General features: G+C 71.8%; 13 protein-coding genes and 1 riboswitch. Of the genes, 5 read left to right on the top strand and 8 right to left on the bottom strand.

Going from position 1 to position 17,916, the window contains the following annotated elements; genetic code table 11:
* Window positions 1–9: 9 nt before the first annotated feature.
* Window positions 10–1,641, bottom strand: a complete 1,632-nt coding sequence (locus tag OG417_RS14110; protein ID WP_329255388.1) for a hypothetical protein — start codon at window positions 1,639–1,641, stop codon at window positions 10–12.
* A 222-nt stretch (window positions 1,642–1,863) separates the two neighbouring features.
* The gene (locus OG417_RS14105; RefSeq protein ID WP_329255385.1) at window positions 1,864–2,943 is read right to left on the bottom strand and encodes a LacI family DNA-binding transcriptional regulator; all 1,080 of its coding nucleotides are present in this window, start codon (window positions 2,941–2,943) and stop codon (window positions 1,864–1,866) included.
* Window positions 2,944–3,129: 186 nt separating this feature from the next.
* On the opposite strand from OG417_RS14105, the gene OG417_RS14100 reads away from it, so the two are divergent.
* Window positions 3,130–4,767, top strand: coding sequence for a glycosyl hydrolase family 79 C-terminal domain-containing protein (locus tag OG417_RS14100; protein ID WP_329255383.1), 1,638 nt, complete (start codon window positions 3,130–3,132; stop codon window positions 4,765–4,767).
* A gap of 1 nt (window position 4,768) precedes the next feature.
* Complete coding sequence (locus tag OG417_RS14095) at window positions 4,769–5,899, top strand: GDSL-type esterase/lipase family protein (protein ID WP_329255380.1); 1,131 nt, start codon at window positions 4,769–4,771, stop codon at window positions 5,897–5,899.
* Here the strand turns inward: OG417_RS14095 and OG417_RS14090 are convergent.
* Entirely contained in the window at window positions 5,868–6,146 is a 279-nt protein-coding gene (locus OG417_RS14090; RefSeq protein WP_329255378.1) for a hypothetical protein, read from the bottom strand. The genes OG417_RS14095 and OG417_RS14090 overlap by 32 nt on opposite strands.
* Window positions 6,143–7,474, bottom strand: coding sequence for a phosphorylase family protein (locus OG417_RS14085; protein WP_329255375.1), 1,332 nt, complete (start codon window positions 7,472–7,474; stop codon window positions 6,143–6,145). The genes OG417_RS14090 and OG417_RS14085 overlap by 4 nt, the downstream gene beginning before the upstream one ends.
* Window positions 7,475–7,645: 171 nt before the next feature.
* Here OG417_RS14085 and OG417_RS14080 point away from each other — a divergent pair, with 171 nt between their 5' ends.
* Window positions 7,646–8,875: an MFS transporter gene (locus OG417_RS14080; protein ID WP_329255372.1), complete on the top strand. Its 1,230-nt coding sequence runs from the start codon at window positions 7,646–7,648 to the stop codon at window positions 8,873–8,875.
* Window positions 8,876–8,983: 108 nt separating this feature from the next.
* Here OG417_RS14080 and katG read toward each other — a convergent pair whose 3' ends face one another.
* The 3 genes from katG to cobN all read right to left on the bottom strand — a co-directional run bounded on the left by katG (window position 8,984) and on the right by cobN (window position 15,541).
* Window positions 8,984–11,209, bottom strand: a complete 2,226-nt coding sequence (gene katG / locus OG417_RS14075) for a catalase/peroxidase HPI (protein ID WP_329255370.1) — start codon at window positions 11,207–11,209, stop codon at window positions 8,984–8,986.
* Window positions 11,202–11,651 (bottom strand): Fur family transcriptional regulator, encoded by a 450-nt coding sequence (locus OG417_RS14070; RefSeq protein ID WP_329255365.1) that lies wholly within the window; start codon window positions 11,649–11,651, stop codon window positions 11,202–11,204. Before OG417_RS14070 ends, katG begins: the two co-directional genes overlap by 8 nt.
* 161 nt (window positions 11,652–11,812) lie before the next feature.
* Complete coding sequence (gene cobN / locus OG417_RS14065) at window positions 11,813–15,541, bottom strand: cobaltochelatase subunit CobN (RefSeq protein ID WP_329255362.1); 3,729 nt, start codon at window positions 15,539–15,541, stop codon at window positions 11,813–11,815.
* A gap of 60 nt (window positions 15,542–15,601) precedes the next feature.
* Window positions 15,602–15,724, bottom strand: a riboswitch (cobalamin riboswitch).
* Window positions 15,725–15,812: 88 nt separating this feature from the next.
* Between cobN and OG417_RS14060 the strand changes: the two genes are divergently transcribed.
* A complete protein-coding gene (locus OG417_RS14060) occupies window positions 15,813–16,661 on the top strand; it encodes a helix-turn-helix domain-containing protein (RefSeq protein ID WP_329255359.1) in 849 nt (282 codons plus the stop codon).
* 4 nt (window positions 16,662–16,665) lie between these two features.
* Window positions 16,666–17,055: a VOC family protein gene (locus OG417_RS14055; protein WP_329255356.1), complete on the top strand. Its 390-nt coding sequence runs from the start codon at window positions 16,666–16,668 to the stop codon at window positions 17,053–17,055.
* 2 nt (window positions 17,056–17,057) lie between these two features.
* Here the strand turns inward: OG417_RS14055 and OG417_RS14050 are convergent, their stop codons facing one another.
* The gene (locus OG417_RS14050; RefSeq protein WP_329255354.1) at window positions 17,058–17,867 is read right to left on the bottom strand and encodes an AMP-binding protein; all 810 of its coding nucleotides are present in this window, start codon (window positions 17,865–17,867) and stop codon (window positions 17,058–17,060) included.
* Window positions 17,868–17,916 lie beyond the last annotated feature (49 nt).

Below are 17,916 nucleotides of genomic sequence, written 5' to 3'. Positions count from 1 at the left end.
CAAGTACGGCTAGCTGTGATCACGCAAGGTGATCACGGACGCCTCGCCGGCCGCGACGGTCACGGTCATCCGGCGGCCGTGGATCCGCTCGGCCGTGGGGTGGAATCCCGGCCAGCTCCCGTCGGCGGCGACCTGGCGGCCGTCGACCCGTACCTGCGGCGCGTCGAGCGTCCGGCCGGCGCCGGACGGATCGTAGGGGGTCATCCGGTCGATCAGGGCGGTGGAGCCGGGCGCGGACACGGTGAGCGTCACCGGCTGGTCGCCCTTGTTGATGAGGAACAGCCGCCGCTCACCGGACCCGCCCTCGGCGCGCCAGGCCTTGACCTGCGCCGCGGCCGGGTCGTTCGCGGTCACCGGCACCGGGCGCAGCCCGGTGCCGCCCTGCGCGAACCGGCCGAACACCAGGGCGGCGTAGTACAGCGGCGCCGCCGTCGGCGCACCCATGGCGGGGGTGACGTCGTAGTCGATCGCGTTGTAGTAGCCGTTGCCCTCCTCCGGCGCGAAGAACGCGCGTACCTCGGCGTTGTGGAAGTTGACCCCCACGGCGGCGGTACCGCACGTGGCGTTCGCCGCGGGGTCGGCCGGGGGCTGCGGGCAGGCGGCGTGGAACATCAGGTCGAGCCCGTACGCGGCGGAGGCCGCGACGTTGCTCACGCCGTCCGCGCCGCGTCCCGCGGCGGTGTTCGTCTCTTCGAGGCGGTAGCCGAGACCGTGGTCGCGCGCCTCGCTCGCGTGGGTGTAGACCTGGTAGTCCAGGCTCGCCAGGTGCTCGTCGGAGAGCAGGGCGCCGATGCTCGGGCAGCGGTACGGCTTGTTCGGGCAGGTGCGCGCCAGCGGATAGAAGTGGTCGCTCGCGTACGCGCCGAACGCTCCCGCCCGTGCTCGCATCGACGGCGCGGCCGTGTCGAGGATCCGCGGCCAGTCCCAGAAGAAGCGCGTCGGCACGGCCCGCTGGTCGATGTCCTGCCAGGGCAGGATGTCCTCGCTGGTGTTGGGGACGATCAGCGGGAGGGGCCCCGTGACGTCCGGGTCGGCGTACTCGCTCAGGTCGTGCAGGTAGGCGTCGACGTCGGAGTGGTAGGACAGGTCCGGCTCGTTGCCGAGCTCGATGCCGGCGATGTCCCGTTCCGCGCCGGCGAAGGCCGGTTCGACGCCCTGCCGGACGAACGCGCGGGCGTGGTCGGGGCCGACGAACGGCCGCGACGCGCTGGGCGGCGCCATCGCCGTGCCGAGGACGACACCCCACGACGGCGTGCGGCTCCGGCCGTTCACCGCGTCGAGCGTGGAGCGGATGGCGCGCAGGTCCGTCGGCGTGATCACCCGGTTGGTGTCGGGCGCGTCCGGTTCGAACGGCATGAGGTCCTGGGACGAGCCGCCGATGCGCAGCACGCCCGTGCCGAGGTTGCCCAGCAGGTTCGCGAACGCCGGCCGCGCGGCCGGCCCCATGTACCGCTCGACCAGCGACCATTCAACGCTGAAGCCGACGAAATGGCGCGGGATGCCGCCCTGGTTCTGGTGCGCGGGGTCGAGGGTCACCGACGCCTGCGGCGGTGACGACGCCGCGGCAGCGCTCGTGACGGGCTGGGCGACGAGCGCGGCGGCGGCCAGTGCCGCCGCCACACGGGCGGTCCGGACCTTCATTGGTTCCTCTCGGAGTCGACGACGAGGCGGGCGGTGACCGGCGCACCGAACGCGATCCGGGTGGCCAGGCAGCGCCAACGGCTCACTGTCATGGCACTCCTCCCGAGGTCAGCTCTGAGAAACCGGTTTCTGGTGAGGCAGTCCAGCACCGATCATGGAAGCGGTCAATAGCCGCCTGCGATTCGAGTGCCCACACCGAGCGGGCGACGCGTACGGCCGGGTTCAGCTCCCCGCGCGCTCCCCGGCGGTGATCGTCGCGCCCGAAACGATCTCCCCGGCGGCGTCCTCCGCCGTGTCGATCGCCTTGCCCGTGGACTCTCGTACGACGAGGGTCGGCTCCAGGCGGACCGACGCGCTCGTCCCTCGGTCGGCGAGCCGGTCTCGCAGGACCTCCCAGCTTCTCCGGCCCAGCTCGGCCTTGGGGAGGCGGACGGTCGTCAGCGCCGGATGGACGAAGTCGGCGGCGGGGATGTCGTCGAACCCCACCACCGACATCTCCGCCGGGACCGCGACGCCGAGCGTGCGGAGCCGGGCGAGCGCCCCGAACGCCACCAGGTCGTTGAAGCAGATGATGGCCGTGGCACCGGCCTCGGCCGCCGCGGCGGCCGAGGTGTAGCCCTCCTGGCTCTTCGATCCGGTCGGGATCACCACCGCGTCGGGCAGGCTCCGCTCCAGCGCGTGCAGCCGGTCGGCGTTCGACGACGAGGACGGCGGCCCGGCCAGGTAGGCGATCCGGCGGTGCCCGAGCTCGCTCAGGTGCGCGATGGCCGCCTGCATCCCCCGGCCTGAGTCGATCATGACGGAGGCGGTCAGCGGCGGGTCGGCCATCCGGTTGGTGCACACCATCGGCAGCCCCTTGCGGACGACGCGGCGCAGGTCCGCGATTCGAGCGCGAGGAGAGCACAGGACCAGGCCGTCCACCCGGCGGGAGACGTCCTGGATCAGGCGCAGCTCCGCCTCGGGGTCCTCGTCCGAGTCCGCGACCACGACGCTGAACCCGTCGTTGCCGGCCGCGACCGTCAGCGCCTTGACCACCTCGGGGAAGAACGGGTTGGCGAGGTCGGGGACGACGACGCCGACCGTCTGGCTCGCCCCGCGGGCCAGACCCTGCGCGATGGCGCTCGGGTGGTAGCCGAGGCGGCGGCTGACCTGGCGGACGCGTCCGGCCAGGACCGGATCCACGGTGTCCTGGCCGTTGAGGACCCGTGACACGGTGGCACGCGAGACGCCGGCCTTCTCGGCGACGTCGGCGATGGTCACCCGGCGCCCGCCGGCACCGGACGGATCGCGTTTCGTGGGCACACGCCAACGGTAACCGCAGACGGCACGGCGAGGACCAGCGCTCACCGGCGAGGAACACCCTCACGGTCCGGTCATCTATTGACGTTCGGTGCGAACGGTGCTGAACTGCACCACCAGAAACCGGTTTCTCGGGGCTGACCTCCTGAATCAAGACGGCGGCGATAGGACACTGGGAGCCTGCAGATGGTGAGAGAAATCGTAGGTCGTCGCGGTACGGGCGGGATCGTACGGCGATCTCTGTCGGCGGTCGGGCTGGCGACCGCGCTGGCCACCGCGTGCGCGGTGGCGGCGCCGACCGCTTCGGCCGACCCCACCGCGATCACACTGACTCCGAAAGTCGCCCCGGACCTCGGGGCGGTCACCGGCGAGAACCTGGGCTTCTCCGTCGAGTCGGCCGACCTCGCGCACGGGTTCCTGACCAAGCCGCGGATGTCGCAGTGGCTCAAGACGCTCGGCCGGCACGGCGTGCTGCGGCTGGGCGGCTATTCGATGGATCTGGTCTGGCCCGCGTTCGGCGACTACCGCGACGCCCCCACGCCCCCGGAGGCGATCGGCGGCCGGGTGGACCGGTCCGACCTCGTCCGGTTGAAGGCCCTGCTGCGCGACAGCGGCTGGAAGGCCACCCTCGGCGTGCCGCTGAAGAAGATCATCGATCCATCGAAGATCAAGAACCCCACCAAGGACCCGTCCCCGCCGGTGACGCTGGACCAGGCCGTCGCCGAGGTGAAGGCGGCGCACGAGATCCTCGGCGACGACCTGCTGGCCGTGGAGGTCGGCAACGAGTACGACAACGTCACGACGCTGACCCCGGCCGAGTACTACGCGACGATGAAGAAGTACCACGCGGCGATCAAGCAGGCGGTCCCGCACGCGAACATCAAGGTCACCGGGCCGTCGGCGAACACCGCGAAGACCAACACCCAGCTCGACGGGTTCGTGTCCGCCGTGCAGGCCGACACGGGCAGCGACCCGCGGCAGATGATCGCCGAGTTCACCAACCACCTGTACCCGCAGAGCCACTGCGGTTCGTCGAACGCCACGATCGCGGGGTTGCTGTCACCGAGCACCTACGTCACCGACCGGAACAAGCTGACCGGCATCATGGACATCACCGGCCGGCTGAACAGCGGGATACCCGCGGTGATCAATGAGTCCAACAGCGCGTCCTGCAGCGGCCAGCCCGGGGTCAGCGACGCGTACGCGACCAGCCTGTGGTCGCTGGACTACCTCCTGCAGACCGCCCAGAGCCGCGTCTCCCAGCTGCAGTTCCACACCAACACCGCGGCGGTCTGCGGCGACTTCCAACCGCGCGACTCGGAGGACTACCCGATCTCCTACCGGTACTACGGGGCGTTCTGCGCCGCGGACCGGCACGCGCTGGACTCGAACCGGCTGTCGGCCACGCCGCTGTACTACGGGCTGTGGGCGTTCCACCAGGTTCCGGAGGGCAGGTTCCTCGACGTCGGCCTGTCGGACACCGCGCTGTCACAGCTGCGCGCGTACGCGGTCGAGAACCGGAACGGCGGGCTGACGATGGTCCTGATCAACATCCAGGACCCGGCCGCCTCGACCGGCGACGACGACGTGACGGTGAATCTGCCGTCCGCCTACCGCCGCGGCCAGGCGGTGACACTGCGGACCTCCGCTTCGGACGGCCTGGCCTCCCTGGACGCCTCCGCCATCAGGCTCGGCGGCCGCACGATCTCCGACCGCGGCGTCCCGTCCGGCCGGCCGGACGCCACCCCGGTGCGGGTCTCCGGTGGCAGGTCGACCGTCACGGTGGCGCCGGGCACCGCTCAGATCATCACCTTCTCCGCACGCTGACATGCGGAGCGACCGGAGACGGGCGGCGGCGGCCGGGGCGTTCCCGGCCGCCGTGCTGGCCGGAGTACTGCTCGGCACGCCGGGCGCGGTGGCGCAACCGGCGGGCGAAGGGACGACCATCGCGTCCTCCGATCCGCGGATCGGATTCGTCGGCCGCTGGGAGCGCCACTACGCGGGCGACGAAGCGGCCACGGTGAACTCGGGATCGCGGGTACGTCTGCGGTTCACCGGCCGTCGGGTGACCGGCCTGTTCGACGTCTCCACCATCGCGGTGCCGCCGCAGTTGTGGGTGACCGTCGACGGCGGGCCCCGGTCACTGGTGACGGTGGACCGGCCGGAGATCGACCTCGCACCGCCCGGGCTGCGTCCGGGCGCGCACACGCTGCGAGTCGACGTCAAGGACACCGACCAGGTCACCAACCGCTGGCTGCCGCCGCTCGGCGACGCCGTGATCCTCCGAGGGTTCCGCCTCGCACCTCGCGGCCGGTTGCTTCCGCCGCCCCGGCCGGCGCCCGTACGGATGGCGTTCTTCGGCGACTCGATCACCGAGGGCATCCGCGCGCTCGGGCAGCCGCTGACCCCGGACGGAGCGGACGGCACGCGCACGTACGCCGCCGTCACCGCCCGTTCGTTCGGCGCCGACATGCAGCTCGTGGGCTTCGGCAAGCAGGGCGTCATGCGCGAGGGAGTCGGCAACGTGCCGACGGCGCCGGAGTCGTTCCCATACAACTTCGCCGGATCACCGGCCGACTCCGGGTTCGTCCCGGACGTCGTGGTGTTGCTGGAGGGCTCCAACGACAGCACGGTCACCGACGAGCAGTTCGCGCCGGCGTACGCGAGCTACCTGAGCGAGGTCCGCGCGGCGAACCCGCACGCGTGGATCTTCGCGATGGAGCCGCTCATCGGCCGGCACTCGGCCGCGATCCAGTCCGACGTGGCGAACGCCGCCGATCCGCGGATGGTCTTCGTCAACACCGACGGCTGGCTGGACCGGCACAGCACCGCGGACTACACCGACACGGTCCATCCGACCGTCGCGGGCCATCTCAAGGTCGCCTCCCGGCTGATCCCGATCATCAGCCGGGTGACCGGGTGGCCGGTCAGGTCCGGGGCTCCGCGGGAATCACCGTAGGCTTGTGACACCTCAGGCGATAGATCCCGGTCGTGCCGGCGTGGATCGCCAGGCGATCCCCGGCGCGCAGCGAGACGGTGATCGTCGTGTCGGGCCGGAACCGCGCCCCGAGGTGTACGCCTTCGGGGGAACCCACCGGCAGGACGAGGAACATGAAGATGGGTCCCCAGCCCGTGAGGAGGATCGCCGCGGCCACGGCGTACCAGATGGCACCGGGCGGTGTCGGCCGGGCGCTTCCCTCGTTCACAGGCGGGTGGCCGTTTCCGCGGCGAGTGCGAAGAGCTCCGGGCGTACGGCGGCCGTCGTCCACGCGCGGTGGTCCCAGGCCTCGCCGCTCACGTCGTCGCCCGCGTAGAGGTACTGGACGAAGCGCACGCCGCGGAAGGTCGCGACGGCGAGGAACGCGGCGGTCTCCATCTCGACGGTCACGCAGCCCTCCTCGCGGCGCGCTCCTACGCGGGCCGGGGTCTCGCGGAACGGGGCGTCCGTCGTCCAGGTCGTTCCCGTGACGTGGGGGACGTCGTGTGCGGCGAGCGTGGCCACGGCGGTCTCCACGGCGGTCGGGTCGGCGCGGATCAGACGGGACGGCTCGGCGTAGTGGTACGAGGTGCCCTCGTCGCGTACGGCGGCGTCCGGCACGACGACGTGGCCGAGCGCCAGGCCGGGCCGTACGGCGCCCGCCCCTCCGCAGGCCACGAAGTACCGTCCGCCGGCGGCGATCGCCTTCTCGAAGTGCTGTACGGCCAGCGGCGCGCCGACGCCGGGGTGGAAGACCGCGACCGGGACACCGTCGTGGACGATCCGGTAGATCGCGTGGCCGCCCAGTTCGCGGGAGTACGCGCCGATGCGCCGCGCGCCGTACGTCTCCGGGAGGCCGTCGACGACCTCGGGGAAGAAGCACATCACCACGCGCTCGGGCAGTGGTTCGCTCAGCGGAGGAGGGGCCGGCGGGACCAGCCCGTCACCACTCGGATCGAACTCCGTCAGTGGAATGTCCATCGCGCTCCTCCGCCACGGGCGTAGTTCGTTTCTGACCGCGCGGCTGCCGGCGCGGTTTCGGGCGATGTTCCGTATCTTCCGTGTGCGGCCCGTTTCGGTGAGCATCGCGAGTACCGGCGGCGAGGTCGATTCAGTCGCGATCTTGCGCTGCATCCAGTCCGTGAGCCCGGCGATCTCGGCGGCGGCCGGAGTACGGCCGGTCAGGATGGTCAGATAGACCGTCCAGTCGTGGATTCGACGGTGCAGGAAGCCGCGGTGCCCATCCGCCATGAGCCGATCCATCTCCGGCATCAGTCCGGCCGCCCACCGCCGGAACTCGGCCGGGTCATCCGTCTTCATGGCGATGCCGTCCACGAGTGCGACGACCGCCGTCTTGGCCACCGACCCCTCGGGGTCGCGCAGGATCGTCGATACGACTTCCCGGTCACGGTCACGGCTCCGTGCGGCGGCGAGCACCGAAAGAATTCTGAGATATGCGGAGCAGCGCACGTGCTCGTCCTCGAGGGCCCTGTCGATGTCCACGTCGACGACGTCGGCATCGGCGAGCAATCCGGTCAGGTCGGCGCGCAGCGTCACCGCTCGGATCGATCTCCGTCAGTGGAGGTCATGTGCAGGTCTCCATCAGTTCCCGGACCAGACGACGAGAGGAGTCTACGGCTCGGCAGTCACATCTCACTTGCTATTGCAATATAGTTGCAACAAGATGAGCTCCGGTCCTCACCGCCTGCCCGGGAGCGGAGCCACGTCATGCCCCACCTCGTACCGGACACCGGACCACAGCGTGTCGTCGCGGCCTCGAACTTCGTCTACACCGTCGGCAGTGGCCTCTACCTGACCGCCGGGGTTCTGTTCTTCACCCAGGCGGTGCACCTGCCGGCGAGCCAGGTGGGACTCGGGCTCGGCATCGCCGGGCTTCTCTCGCTCGCCGTCGGCATCGTCGTCGGCCATCTCGCGGACCGGCGCGGGGCGCGCGGCGTCTACGCGGCCACCCTCGTCGTCCAGGCGCTCGCGACGGCCGGGTTCGTGCTGGTGGACGGCTTCTGGCCGTTCGTTCTCGCGGTGGGCGCGGCCACCGGGGCCAAGGCGGCCGGGCTGGCCGCGCGCAGTCCGCTCATCAGGCGTTACGGCGGGGACCGGCCCCAGGAGTTCCGCGCCTACCTCCGCGCGGTGACCAACGTCGGCATCTCACTCGGTGCCCTGCTGGCGGGATGGGCGGTTCAGGTGGGCACCCTCACGGCGTACCAGGTGCTGGTCGTCGGCAACGCGATCGCCTTCGCGGCCTCCGCGGCGATCCTCGCCTTCCTGCCGCCGGTCACGGCCGGGCCCGTCGTCCACGGGCCCCGCTGGATCGCGCTACGGGACCGCCCCTACCTTCTGCTCACCGCGCTCGACGGCATCATGGCGGTCCAGTTCAAGGTGCTCACCGTGGCCGTCCCGCTCTGGCTGGTCGAGGCCACCACCGCTCCGCGCTGGCTCGTGTCGGGAACGATGGTCGTCAACACCGTGATCGTCGTCGTGTTCCAGGTACGGGCCAGCCGCGGCATCGACTCCCCCACGGCCGGAGGAGTCGCCTACCGCCGAGCGGGCGTGGCCTTCCTCCTGTCCTGCTCGCTGATCTCGTTGTCCGCGGGGGTGCCGGCGTGGGCCGCCGCGGCGCTGCTCATGACCGCGGTGGTGGTCCACACGGTCGGCGAGCTGTGGCACTCCGGCGGGGGCTTCGAGGTGTCCTTCGCCCTCGCTCCGGAGCACGCCACCGGGCAGTACCTGGGTGTGTTCGGCCTGGGCGCCGGGCTGGCCGAGGCCGTCGGGCCGAGCGTGCTCATCGCCTTGTGCATCGCCTGGGGCCGTCCCGGGTGGTACGTCGTCGGAGCGCTGTTCGCCCTGACCGGGCTGGCCGCTCCACTCGCCGTACGCCGGGCGCGGCGCGGCCACCGGCAGGCTCTCCTCGAACCCGCGCCGAACGCACCGGCCGCCTGAAAGCGTCCAGCGCCGCCCCGTCCACGGGTCCACAAAAAAGCGTCCGGGCCGGCCCATCCATGGGCCGGCCCGGACGTCGTCGGTCAGACGAGATCGATCACGCGAGGATCAGGCGAGGTCGTACCGGTCCAGCATCATCACCTTGTCCCACGCCGCGACGAAGTCCGTCACGAACTTCTCCTTCGCGTCGTCGCTCGCATACACCTCCGCGACCGCGCGCAGCTCGGCGTTCGACCCGAAGACCAGGTCGGCGCGGCTGGCGGTCCACTTGACCTCGCCCGAGGCGTCGCGACCCTCGAAGGTCTCCGACTCCTCGGACGTCGGCTTCCACACCGTGCCCATGTCGAGCAGGTTCACGAAGAAGTCGTTGGTCAGCGACCCGGGGTTGTCGGTGAAGACGCCCAGGGACGACTGCCCGTGGTTGGCGCCCAGGACGCGCAGACCACCGACGAGTACCGTCATCTCGGGCGCGCTCAGGGTGAGGAGGTTCGCCCGGTCGATGAGGAGGAACTCGCCCGGCAGCAGGTTCCCCTTCATGAGGTAGTTGCGGAACCCGTCGTGCGTCGGCTCCATCACCTCGAACGACTCCACGTCGGTCTGCTCCTGCGACGCGTCGGTGCGTCCCGGGGTGAAGGGCACCACCACGTCGTGGCCGGCGTCCTTCGCGGCCCGCTCGACGGCCGCGCACCCACCGAGCACGATCAGGTCGGCCAGGGAGATCCGCTTGCCGCCGGTCTGCTCGGCGTTGAACGCCTCCTGGACCTGCTCCAGGGTGCGCAGCACGGTCGCCAGCTCGCTGGGGTTGTTGACCTCCCAGCTCTTCTGCGGCTCCAGCCGGATGCGCGCGCCGTTGGCGCCACCGCGCTTGTCGGTGCCGCGGAACGACGCGGCCGACGCCCACGCGGTGGAGACCAGCTGGGAGATCGACAGGCCGGAGTCGAGGAGCCGGGCCTTGAGCGCGGCGACGTCGTCGGCGTCGACGAGCTCGTGGTCCACCGCCGGGACGGGGTCCTGCCAGACCAGCGTCTCCGCCGGCACCTCGGGCCCGAGGTAGCGCTGGATCGGGCCCATGTCGCGGTGGGTCAGCTTGAACCAGGCGCGGGCGAACGCGTCGGCGAACTCCTCGGGGTTGTCCTTGAAGCGCCGCGAGATCGGCTCGTAGATCGGGTCGTAGCGCAGCGCCAGGTCGGTCGTCAGCATCCCCGGCTGGCGGTTCAGCGTGCCGTCCTCGGGGTCGGGCACGGTGTTGGCGCCGGCGCCGTCCTTCGGCCGCCACTGGTTCGCCCCGGACGGGCTCTCCGTCAGCTCCCACTCGTAGCCGAAGAGGAGCTCGAAGAAGCTGTTGTCCCACTTCGTCGGGGTGGGCGTCCAGGTGACCTCGATGCCGCTGGTGTGGGAGTCGCGGCCCTTGCCGGTGCCGTGCGTGTTCTTCCAGCCCAGGCCCTGGTCCTCCAGCGGGGCGCCCTCGGGCTCGGGGCCGATGGCGTCCGCCGGGGCCGCGCCGTGCGTCTTGCCGAACGTGTGGCCGCCGGCGATCAGGGCGACGGTCTCCTCGTCGTTCATCGCCATGCGGGCGAACGTCTCGCGGATGTCGCGCGCCGCGGCGAGCGGGTCCGGGTTGCCGTTCGGGCCCTCGGGGTTGACGTAGATGAGGCCCATCTGCACCGCGGCCAGGGGCTTTTCCAGCTCACGGTCGCCGCTGTAACGCTCGTCGTCCAGCCAGCCGGTCTCCGGACCCCAGAAGACGTCCTCGTCGGCCTCCCAGGCGTCCTCGCGTCCGCCGGCGAAGCCGAAGGTCTTCAGGCCCATCGTCTCCAGGGCGACGTTGCCGGCCAGGATCATCAGGTCGGCCCACGAGATCTTCCGGCCGTACTTCTTCTTGACCGGCCACAGCACGCGGCGGGCCTTGTCGAGGCTCGCGTTGTCCGGCCAGCTGTTGAGGGGCGCGAAGCGCTGCTGACCCGCTCCGGCGCCGCCCCGGCCGTCGCTGACGCGGTAGGTGCCGGCGCTGTGCCACGCCATGCGGATGATCAGCGGCCCGTAGTTCCCGAAGTCGGCCGGCCACCAGTCCTGCGAGTCGGTGAGGACGTTGGCGATGTCCTGCTTCACGGCAGCGAGGTCAAGGCTGTTGAACGCCTCGGCGTAGTCGAAGTCCTCGCCCAGGGGGTTGGCCATGGGCGGGTTCTTGACGAGCAGCTTGAGGTTGAGCCGATCCGGCCACCAGCCGCGGTTGCCGCCGCCCTGGGTGGGATGCGGCGCGCGCCCGTGCGCGACCGGGCACCCGCCCGCGCTCTCGTTCGTCTCTCCAACAACGGCGTCAGGAGTGTCAGCCACGGGAATCCTTCCGATTTGTGGTGGAACAGTCGGGGCACAGGCCCCAATAGATGACCTCGGCCTCGTCGATCGTGAAGCCCTGGTCGTTGGAAGCTGTCAGGCAGGGGGCATCGCCGACCGCGCAGTCGACGTCGGCGACGGCACCACACGACCGGCACACGGCGTGGTGGTGGTTGTCCCCCACGCGTCCCTCGAACCGCGCCGGGCTGCCGGCCGGCTCGATGCGGCGTACGAGCCCCGCCGCGGTGAGGGCGTGGAGTGCCTCGTACACCGCTTGAAGGGAGACATGGCCCACGCGATCGCGCACTCCGGACGCGATCGCCTCGACGTCGAGGTGGTCACCGTGCCGGACGGTCTCGAGCAACGCGACCCGGGCGGCGGTCACCCGCAGGCCGGCACCGCGCAACTCCTCGGCAGGGGTGGGAGTCTGGGATGCGGTCATGGCGCCAGACCTACCTTCATAACGCGAATGGTCCAAGACAACGAACGACGCAAGTCTAGACCCGCACCGGTCCATGGTCGCCCCTTTCGCCACGACATTTCACCGTGACGTGCGACGCCCGTTACCCTCCGCCTTTCAAGACCGTCGTCGAGCGGGGCCCGCTACTCGCCGCCTTCGAGGTCGCCTTCGAGGCGCAGGTAGGTCTCGCGGAGGCGGTCGAGGGTCTCGGGATCCGGTTCGGCCCACAGGTCGCGGTCGGCGGCCTCCAGCAGGCGTTCGGTGATGCCGCGCAGCGCCCAGGGGTTCGAGCGCTCCATGAACTCCCGGTTCTCCGGATCGAAGACGTACTCCTCGGCCAGCTTCTCGTACATCCAGTCGTCCACCACGCCCGCCGTCGCGTCGTAGCCGAACAGGTAGTCCACCGTCGCGGCCAGCTCGAACGCGCCCTTGTAGCCGTGCCGGCGCATCGCCGCGATCCAGCGCGGGTTGACCACCCGGGCGCGGAACACCCGGTGGGTCTCCTCGCCGAGCGTCCTGGTCCTCACCTGTTCCGGCAGCGCCGAGTCGCCGACGTACGCGGCCGGGCTGCGGCCCGTCAGCGTGCGGACCATGGCCACCATGCCGCCGTGGTACTGGAAGTAGTCGTCGGAGTCGACGATGTCGTGCTCGCGGGTGTCCTGGTTCTTGGCGGCGACCGTGATGCGCCGGAACGCCGCCTCCATGTCGCCGCGCGCCTCGCGCCCGTCGAGGCCGCGCCCGTACGCGTAGCCGCCCCACACGGCGTACACCTCGGCCAGGTCGCCGTCGTCGCGCCAGTTGCGCGCGTCGATCAGCGGCAGCAGGCCCGCGCCGTACGCGCCCGGTTTGGAGCCGAAGATGCGGCTCGTGGCGCGCCGCCAGTCGCCGTGCTCGCGTGCGTCCTCCAGCGCGTGCGCCCGCAGGTGGTTGTCGGGTTCGTCCAGCTCGGCGACGGCCGCGATCGCGTCGTCGACGAGGGTGATGACGTGCGGGAACGCGTCGCGGAAGAAGCCGGAGATGCGCAGCGTCACGTCGATGCGCGGGCGGCCGAGCTCCTCGCGCGGGACCACCTCGACGCCGGTAACCCGCCGGGAGGCCTCGTCCCACACCGGCCGCACGCCGATCAGCGCGAGGACCTCGGCGATGTCGTCGCCCTGGGTGCGCATCGCCGAGGTGCCCCAGACCGTCAGGCCGACGCTGCGCGGGTACTCCCCCGTGTCGGCGAGGTGACGGGCGATCAGCGAGTCGGCCAGGGAGACGCCGACCTCCCAGGAGTTGCGGGAGGGGATCGCCTTCGGGTCGACGGAGTAGAAGTTGCGCCCGGTCGGCAGCACGTTGACCAGGCCGCGCGTCGGCGAACCCGAGGGTCCGGCCGGGACGTACCCGCCGTCCAGCGCGTGCAGGACGGCGTCGATCTCGCCGGACGTGGCCTCCAGCCGCGGCACGACCTCGCGCGCCGCGAACTCCAGCAGCCGTACGACGTCCGGATCCGCCGACCCGAGCACCTCGGCGCAGACCGCCGGCGTCTTGGACGCGTCCCACCCGAGGGTCTCCATGCCGACCACGAGCCGCCGCGCGACCGCCTCGAGCAGGTCGACGACGTCCGAGGCGGTACGGGCCGGGCCGTCGGCGATCTCGGTGAGGCCGCCCGCGTCCGCCGGGGCGCCCGGCTCGGCCAGCAGCGCCTTCTCCTCCAGCCCGTACCGGGCGGCGACGGCCGCGCGCAGTCCCGGCAGCGCGCCGGATCCGCCGGTCCACACCTGGGCGGCCCGCAGCACCGCGAGCACGAGGTTGACCCGCTGCTCCGGGTCCGGCGCGTCGCCCAGGATGTGCAGGCCGTCGCGGATCTGCACGTCCTTGACCTCGCACAGGTACCCGTCCACGTGCAGGACGAAGTCGTCGAAGGCGTCGGCGTCCGGCTCGTCGGACACGTGCAGGTCCTGGTGGAGCTGGGCCGCCTGGACGAGGGTCCAGATCTGCGCGCGCACGACGGGCAGCTTGGCCGGGTCCAGCGCCTGGACCGTGGCGTACTCGTCCAGGAGCTGTTCGAGCTTGGCCAGGTCGCCGTACGTGTCCGCGCGGGCCATCGGCGGCACCATGTGGTCGACGACGACGGCGTGGCCACGGCGCTTGGCCTGGGTCCCCTCGCCCGGGTCGTTGACGATGAACGGGTAGACCAGCGGCAGGTCGCCCAGTACGGCGTCGGGCGCGCACTCCGCGGACAGGCCCAGGCCCTTGCCGGGCAGCCATTCGAGCGTGCCGTGCTTACCGAGGTGGACGACGGCGTCGGCGCCGAACGTCGCGTCCAGCCAGCGGTAGGCGGCCAGGTAGTGGTGCGACGGCGGCAGGTCGGGGTCGTGGTAGATCGCCACCGGGTTCTCCCCGAAGCCGCGCGGCGGCTGGATCATCAGCAGCACGTTCCCGAACCGCAGTGACGCGAGCACGATCTCGACCTTCCCCCGACCAACCGACCCCGACCGACCTCCCGGGCCGTCCGTGTACAGCTCGCCCGGCGGCTCGCCCCAGTGCTCCCGTACGGCCTCGCGCAGCGAGTCCGGGAGCGAGGCGAACCAGCGTTCGTAGTCCTCCAGCGGCACCCGCGCCGACGCGGCGCGGAGCTGTTCCTCGGTCAGCCACTCCACGTCGTGGCCGCCCGCCGCGATGAGCGAGTGGATCAGCTCGTCGCCGTCGGCGGGGTGGTCGCCGACCTGGTAGCCGGCCTCCTTGAGCGCGGTCAGCAGGCGTACCGCCGAGACCGGGGTGTCCAGGCCGACCGCGTTGCCGACACGCGCGTGCTTGGTCGGGTACGACGAGAGCACGATCGCGAGTTTCCGTTCGGCGGGTGGCGTGTGACGCAGCCGCGCGTGGCGCACGGCGATGCCGGCGACGCGGGCGGCGCGCTCGGGGTCGGCGACGTACACCGGGATGCCGTCGGGCCCCTCCTCCTTGAAGGAGAACGGCACCGAGATCAGCCGCCCGTCGAACTCGGGGATGGCCACCTGCATGGCCGCGTCCATCGGCGACAGCGCCGCGTCGGAGGCCTCCCACACCTCCCGCGAGGTCGTCAGGCACATGCCCTGGATGACCGGGACGTCCAGAGCAGCCAGCGCACCGGCGTCCCAGCCGTCAGTGTCGATGGTCGCGCTCCCCTCCTCACTCGCTGCGCGGGCGGCTCGTCCCTCACCGACCGCTCCGCTCGCTCGTCGGCTCGCCGCTCCGGCGGACGCACCGGCCGCGAGCACGGTGACCACGACGGCGTCGGCACGGCCGAGCAGCTCCAGCAGGCCCTCGTCGACCGAGCGCAGCGAGCCGCAGAACACCGGCAGGGCGTTGCCGCCCGCCGCCTCGATCCGCTCGCAGAGCGTGTCGACGAACGCCGTGTTGCCGGACAGCTCGTGCGCCCGGTAGAAGACGATCCCCACCGTGGGCCGGTCCGCCCGCGTCTCGTGCTCGCCGTGCACGCCGTACTCGGGCATCCGCTGCGGCGGCGCCCAGGGCTCCTCGTCGCCCGGCGACAGCATCCCGGCGAGGAAGCGGCGTAGTTCGCGCAGGTTGCCGACGCCGCCTTCGCGCAGGTAGTCGAGGGCCTCGGCCGCGACGCCGGCGGGAACGGTGGACAGCGCCATCAGCTCGGCGTCGGGCGTGGCCTCGCCGCCCAGCGCGACCAGCGGCAGGCCGCGCCGCCGCAGGTCCTCCACGCCCTCGCGCCAGGTCTTCAGGCCGCCCAGGAGCCGGACGACGACGGCGTCGGCGTCCGCGCAGAGGGCGTCGAGGTCGGCGAGGGCGAGCCGGGTGGGGTTGCCCGTGAGGTACCCGGCGGAGCGGGCCGACAGCAACTCGGTGTCGGCGGTGGACAGCAGCAAGACACGCACGTGTGGGTCCTTCCCTCGGGGGTCCTCGCCCCGGCTCGGGTGCCGATCGCCGACGGCGGGAAGTCTCCTGACTCTCGGGTCACCGCACACCCGCGGCCTTCCGGCTCGTCGCCGTGGCCGTACGTGCGGGTGCGCTACCCGATCACAGTTGCGGGACAGCCCCGGAATCGCACCGGGTTCCTTGCCTCGCCGTCGCGCGGCCAGTCTACGAGAGGGAGATTCGCCACGGCAGGGGCGCTACGTGCCGTTCGTCGCGGTTACCGTGGTGGACATGAGCAGCTCGGCTCTCATCGCGGAGCGTGCCGACGTGACACCGCCGGCGCGCGTGGCGCCGCTGGTCGCCCGCTACTCCGGCTACCGCTACGAGGGTCTGCCGGCGGGCACGCACCGGGGGTTGCCCTCCCAGTACGTCACCGTGGTGCTCAGCCTGGGCAAGCCGACCCGTACGACCCAGCCCGGCCGTGATTCGGACGCGACGGGATTCGCGGCGCTCGCCGGGGGGATGCACACGCGCCCGGTGCTGATCGAACACGACGGCGACCAGTACGGCGTCCAGCTCGACCTCACTCCGCGGGGAGTCAGGACGCTGCTGGGGATGCCGGCCGGCGAGCTGTCGTCGACGGTCGTCCCACTCGACGGGCTCCTGCGCACGCGGGCGGGTGAGCTGATCGAACGCCTGGCCGAGTCGGCCTCGTGGCCCGCGCGGTTCGCCGTCCTCGACGAGGTGCTGTCCCGCGACGCCGGCCGGCCGGGCGCGCCGTCGGACGAGGTGCGCCACGCCTGGGAGCTGATCACGCGGAACGCCGGCCTCGTGCGCGTCGCGGACATCGCCGCCGAGGTCGGCTGGAGCCGGCGGCACCTGGCCGCGCGGTTCACCGCCGAGTACGGCCTGACGCCGAAGGAGGCGGCACGCGTCGTACGGTTCCAGCGGTCCAAGCGGCTGCTGTCGCGGCCGGACCGGCCGGCGCTCGCCGAGGTCGCGGCCGTGTGCGGCTTCTATGACCAGGCGCACCTGGCGCGCGAGTGGAACGAGCTCTGCGGCTGCCCGCCCTCGGCGTGGCTGACCGGCGAGGATCTCCCATTCATCCAAGACGGGGGCGAGGACGCCGTCGGACGATAGGGCCATGAGCGAAACCATGATCTGGCCGTCGTTCCGCTACTCCGACGCCCACGCCGCCATCCGGTTCCTGGTCGACGCCTTCGGCTTCGAACGCGTCGCCGTCTATGAGAACGGTGACCGCGTCGACCACGCCGAACTCCGCTGGCCGCTCGGCGGCGGCGTCATGCTCGGCAGCTCCTCCCGCGAGGACAGCTCCATCGCCGGTCTGCCGGCCGGCACCGGATCGGTCTACGTCGTGACCGATGACGTGGACGGCCTGTTCAAGCGGGCGTGCGCGGCCGGTGCCACCGTCGTACGGGAGCCGCTCGACGAGCCGTACGGGCGCGGTTTCACCGTGCGCGACCCCGAGGGCGTCTTCTGGAGCTTCGGCACCTACGCGGGGGCGGGGAGCTGACCCTACGGCGTCACCACCGGGCAGCCGAGCCACTGCTCGACGCGGCTCGGTGGTGGCGTCGTCCCCTGGGAGACCGCGAGCCGCAGCGGTGCGAAGTCGCCCTGCGGCCGCTCCGCCGCGAGGCGACCCAGGAACGCCGACGTCGACAGCAACACGCTGGCCCGGTGCCGCCGCACCCCCTCGGCGACCAGGGGGATCGAGCGCTGCCGCGAGTCGAGGATCGCGCACGAGCCGGTGAACAGCGGAAGGAAGATCGTGTTGCGCAGGCCGACCGGGTCGTAGGTCTTCGACACCGAGAACAGCACGTCGTTCTCGCGCAGCCCGAACGGCTCCATCGCCAGGTAGGACTCTTCGGGGTCGCGGTGGGCGTACGTCGCGGCGTGCTGGCCGTACGCCGGTGCGTCGGGCAGCACCGGGTGCGGGTCGGCGGAGGCCGCGGCGGGCAGCGCGCCGATCAGCTCGACCGGCGTGATCGTATGAGGATGGCGTCCGGGCGTGCAGACCGCGAAGGCCGCCGGGGGCAGCGCCGAGGCGTCCGGATCGGCCAGTACCGCGACCGCGCCGATGCGTACGGCGCCGAGGAAGGACCAGACGAGCTCCATCGAGCCGGGCAGCGCGATCGCCACGCGGTCGCCCGGCGCGACGCCGTACGCGCGCAGCAGTGACGCGACGCGGGCCGCGCCCCGGTGCACCTCGCCGTGGGTGTAGACGTCGTCACCGCACAGGAACGCGGCCCGTTCAGACCAGCCGAACGCGTGCGTCCACTGCCTGAGCACCTCCGCCAGATTCGCATCCGGGGATGGTCCGGGCATGCGCGCTCCTCCCCATCGTGGGCCCCCCAGCGACACTAGGCCGGGCGGC

The sequence above is a fragment of the Actinoallomurus sp. NBC_01490 genome (assembly GCF_036227085.1).
Lineage (GTDB): Bacteria > Actinomycetota > Actinomycetes > Streptosporangiales > Streptosporangiaceae > Actinoallomurus > Actinoallomurus oryzae.
Note: the sequence above shows the minus strand (reverse complement) of the source record. Positions and strands in the feature narration are given on the sequence as shown.

What these genes read in the sequence shown, in the direction of transcription:
- OG417_RS14055 (WP_329255356.1), top strand. Translation starts at nt 16,666, where the DNA reads ATGAGCGAAACCATGATCTGGCCGTCGTTCCGCTACTCCGACGCCCAC.
- OG417_RS14080 (WP_329255372.1), top strand. Translation starts at nt 7,646, where the DNA reads ATGCCCCACCTCGTACCGGACACCGGACCACAGCGTGTCGTCGCGGCC.
- OG417_RS14060 (WP_329255359.1), top strand. Translation starts at nt 15,813, where the DNA reads ATGAGCAGCTCGGCTCTCATCGCGGAGCGTGCCGACGTGACACCGCCG.
- OG417_RS14070 (WP_329255365.1), bottom strand. Translation starts at nt 11,651, where the DNA reads ATGACCGCATCCCAGACTCCCACCCCTGCCGAGGAGTTGCGCGGTGCC.
- OG417_RS14110 (WP_329255388.1), bottom strand. Translation starts at nt 1,641, where the DNA reads ATGAAGGTCCGGACCGCCCGTGTGGCGGCGGCACTGGCCGCCGCCGCG.
- OG417_RS14050 (WP_329255354.1), bottom strand. Translation starts at nt 17,867, where the DNA reads ATGCCCGGACCATCCCCGGATGCGAATCTGGCGGAGGTGCTCAGGCAG.
- OG417_RS14095 (WP_329255380.1), top strand. Translation starts at nt 4,769, where the DNA reads ATGCGGAGCGACCGGAGACGGGCGGCGGCGGCCGGGGCGTTCCCGGCC.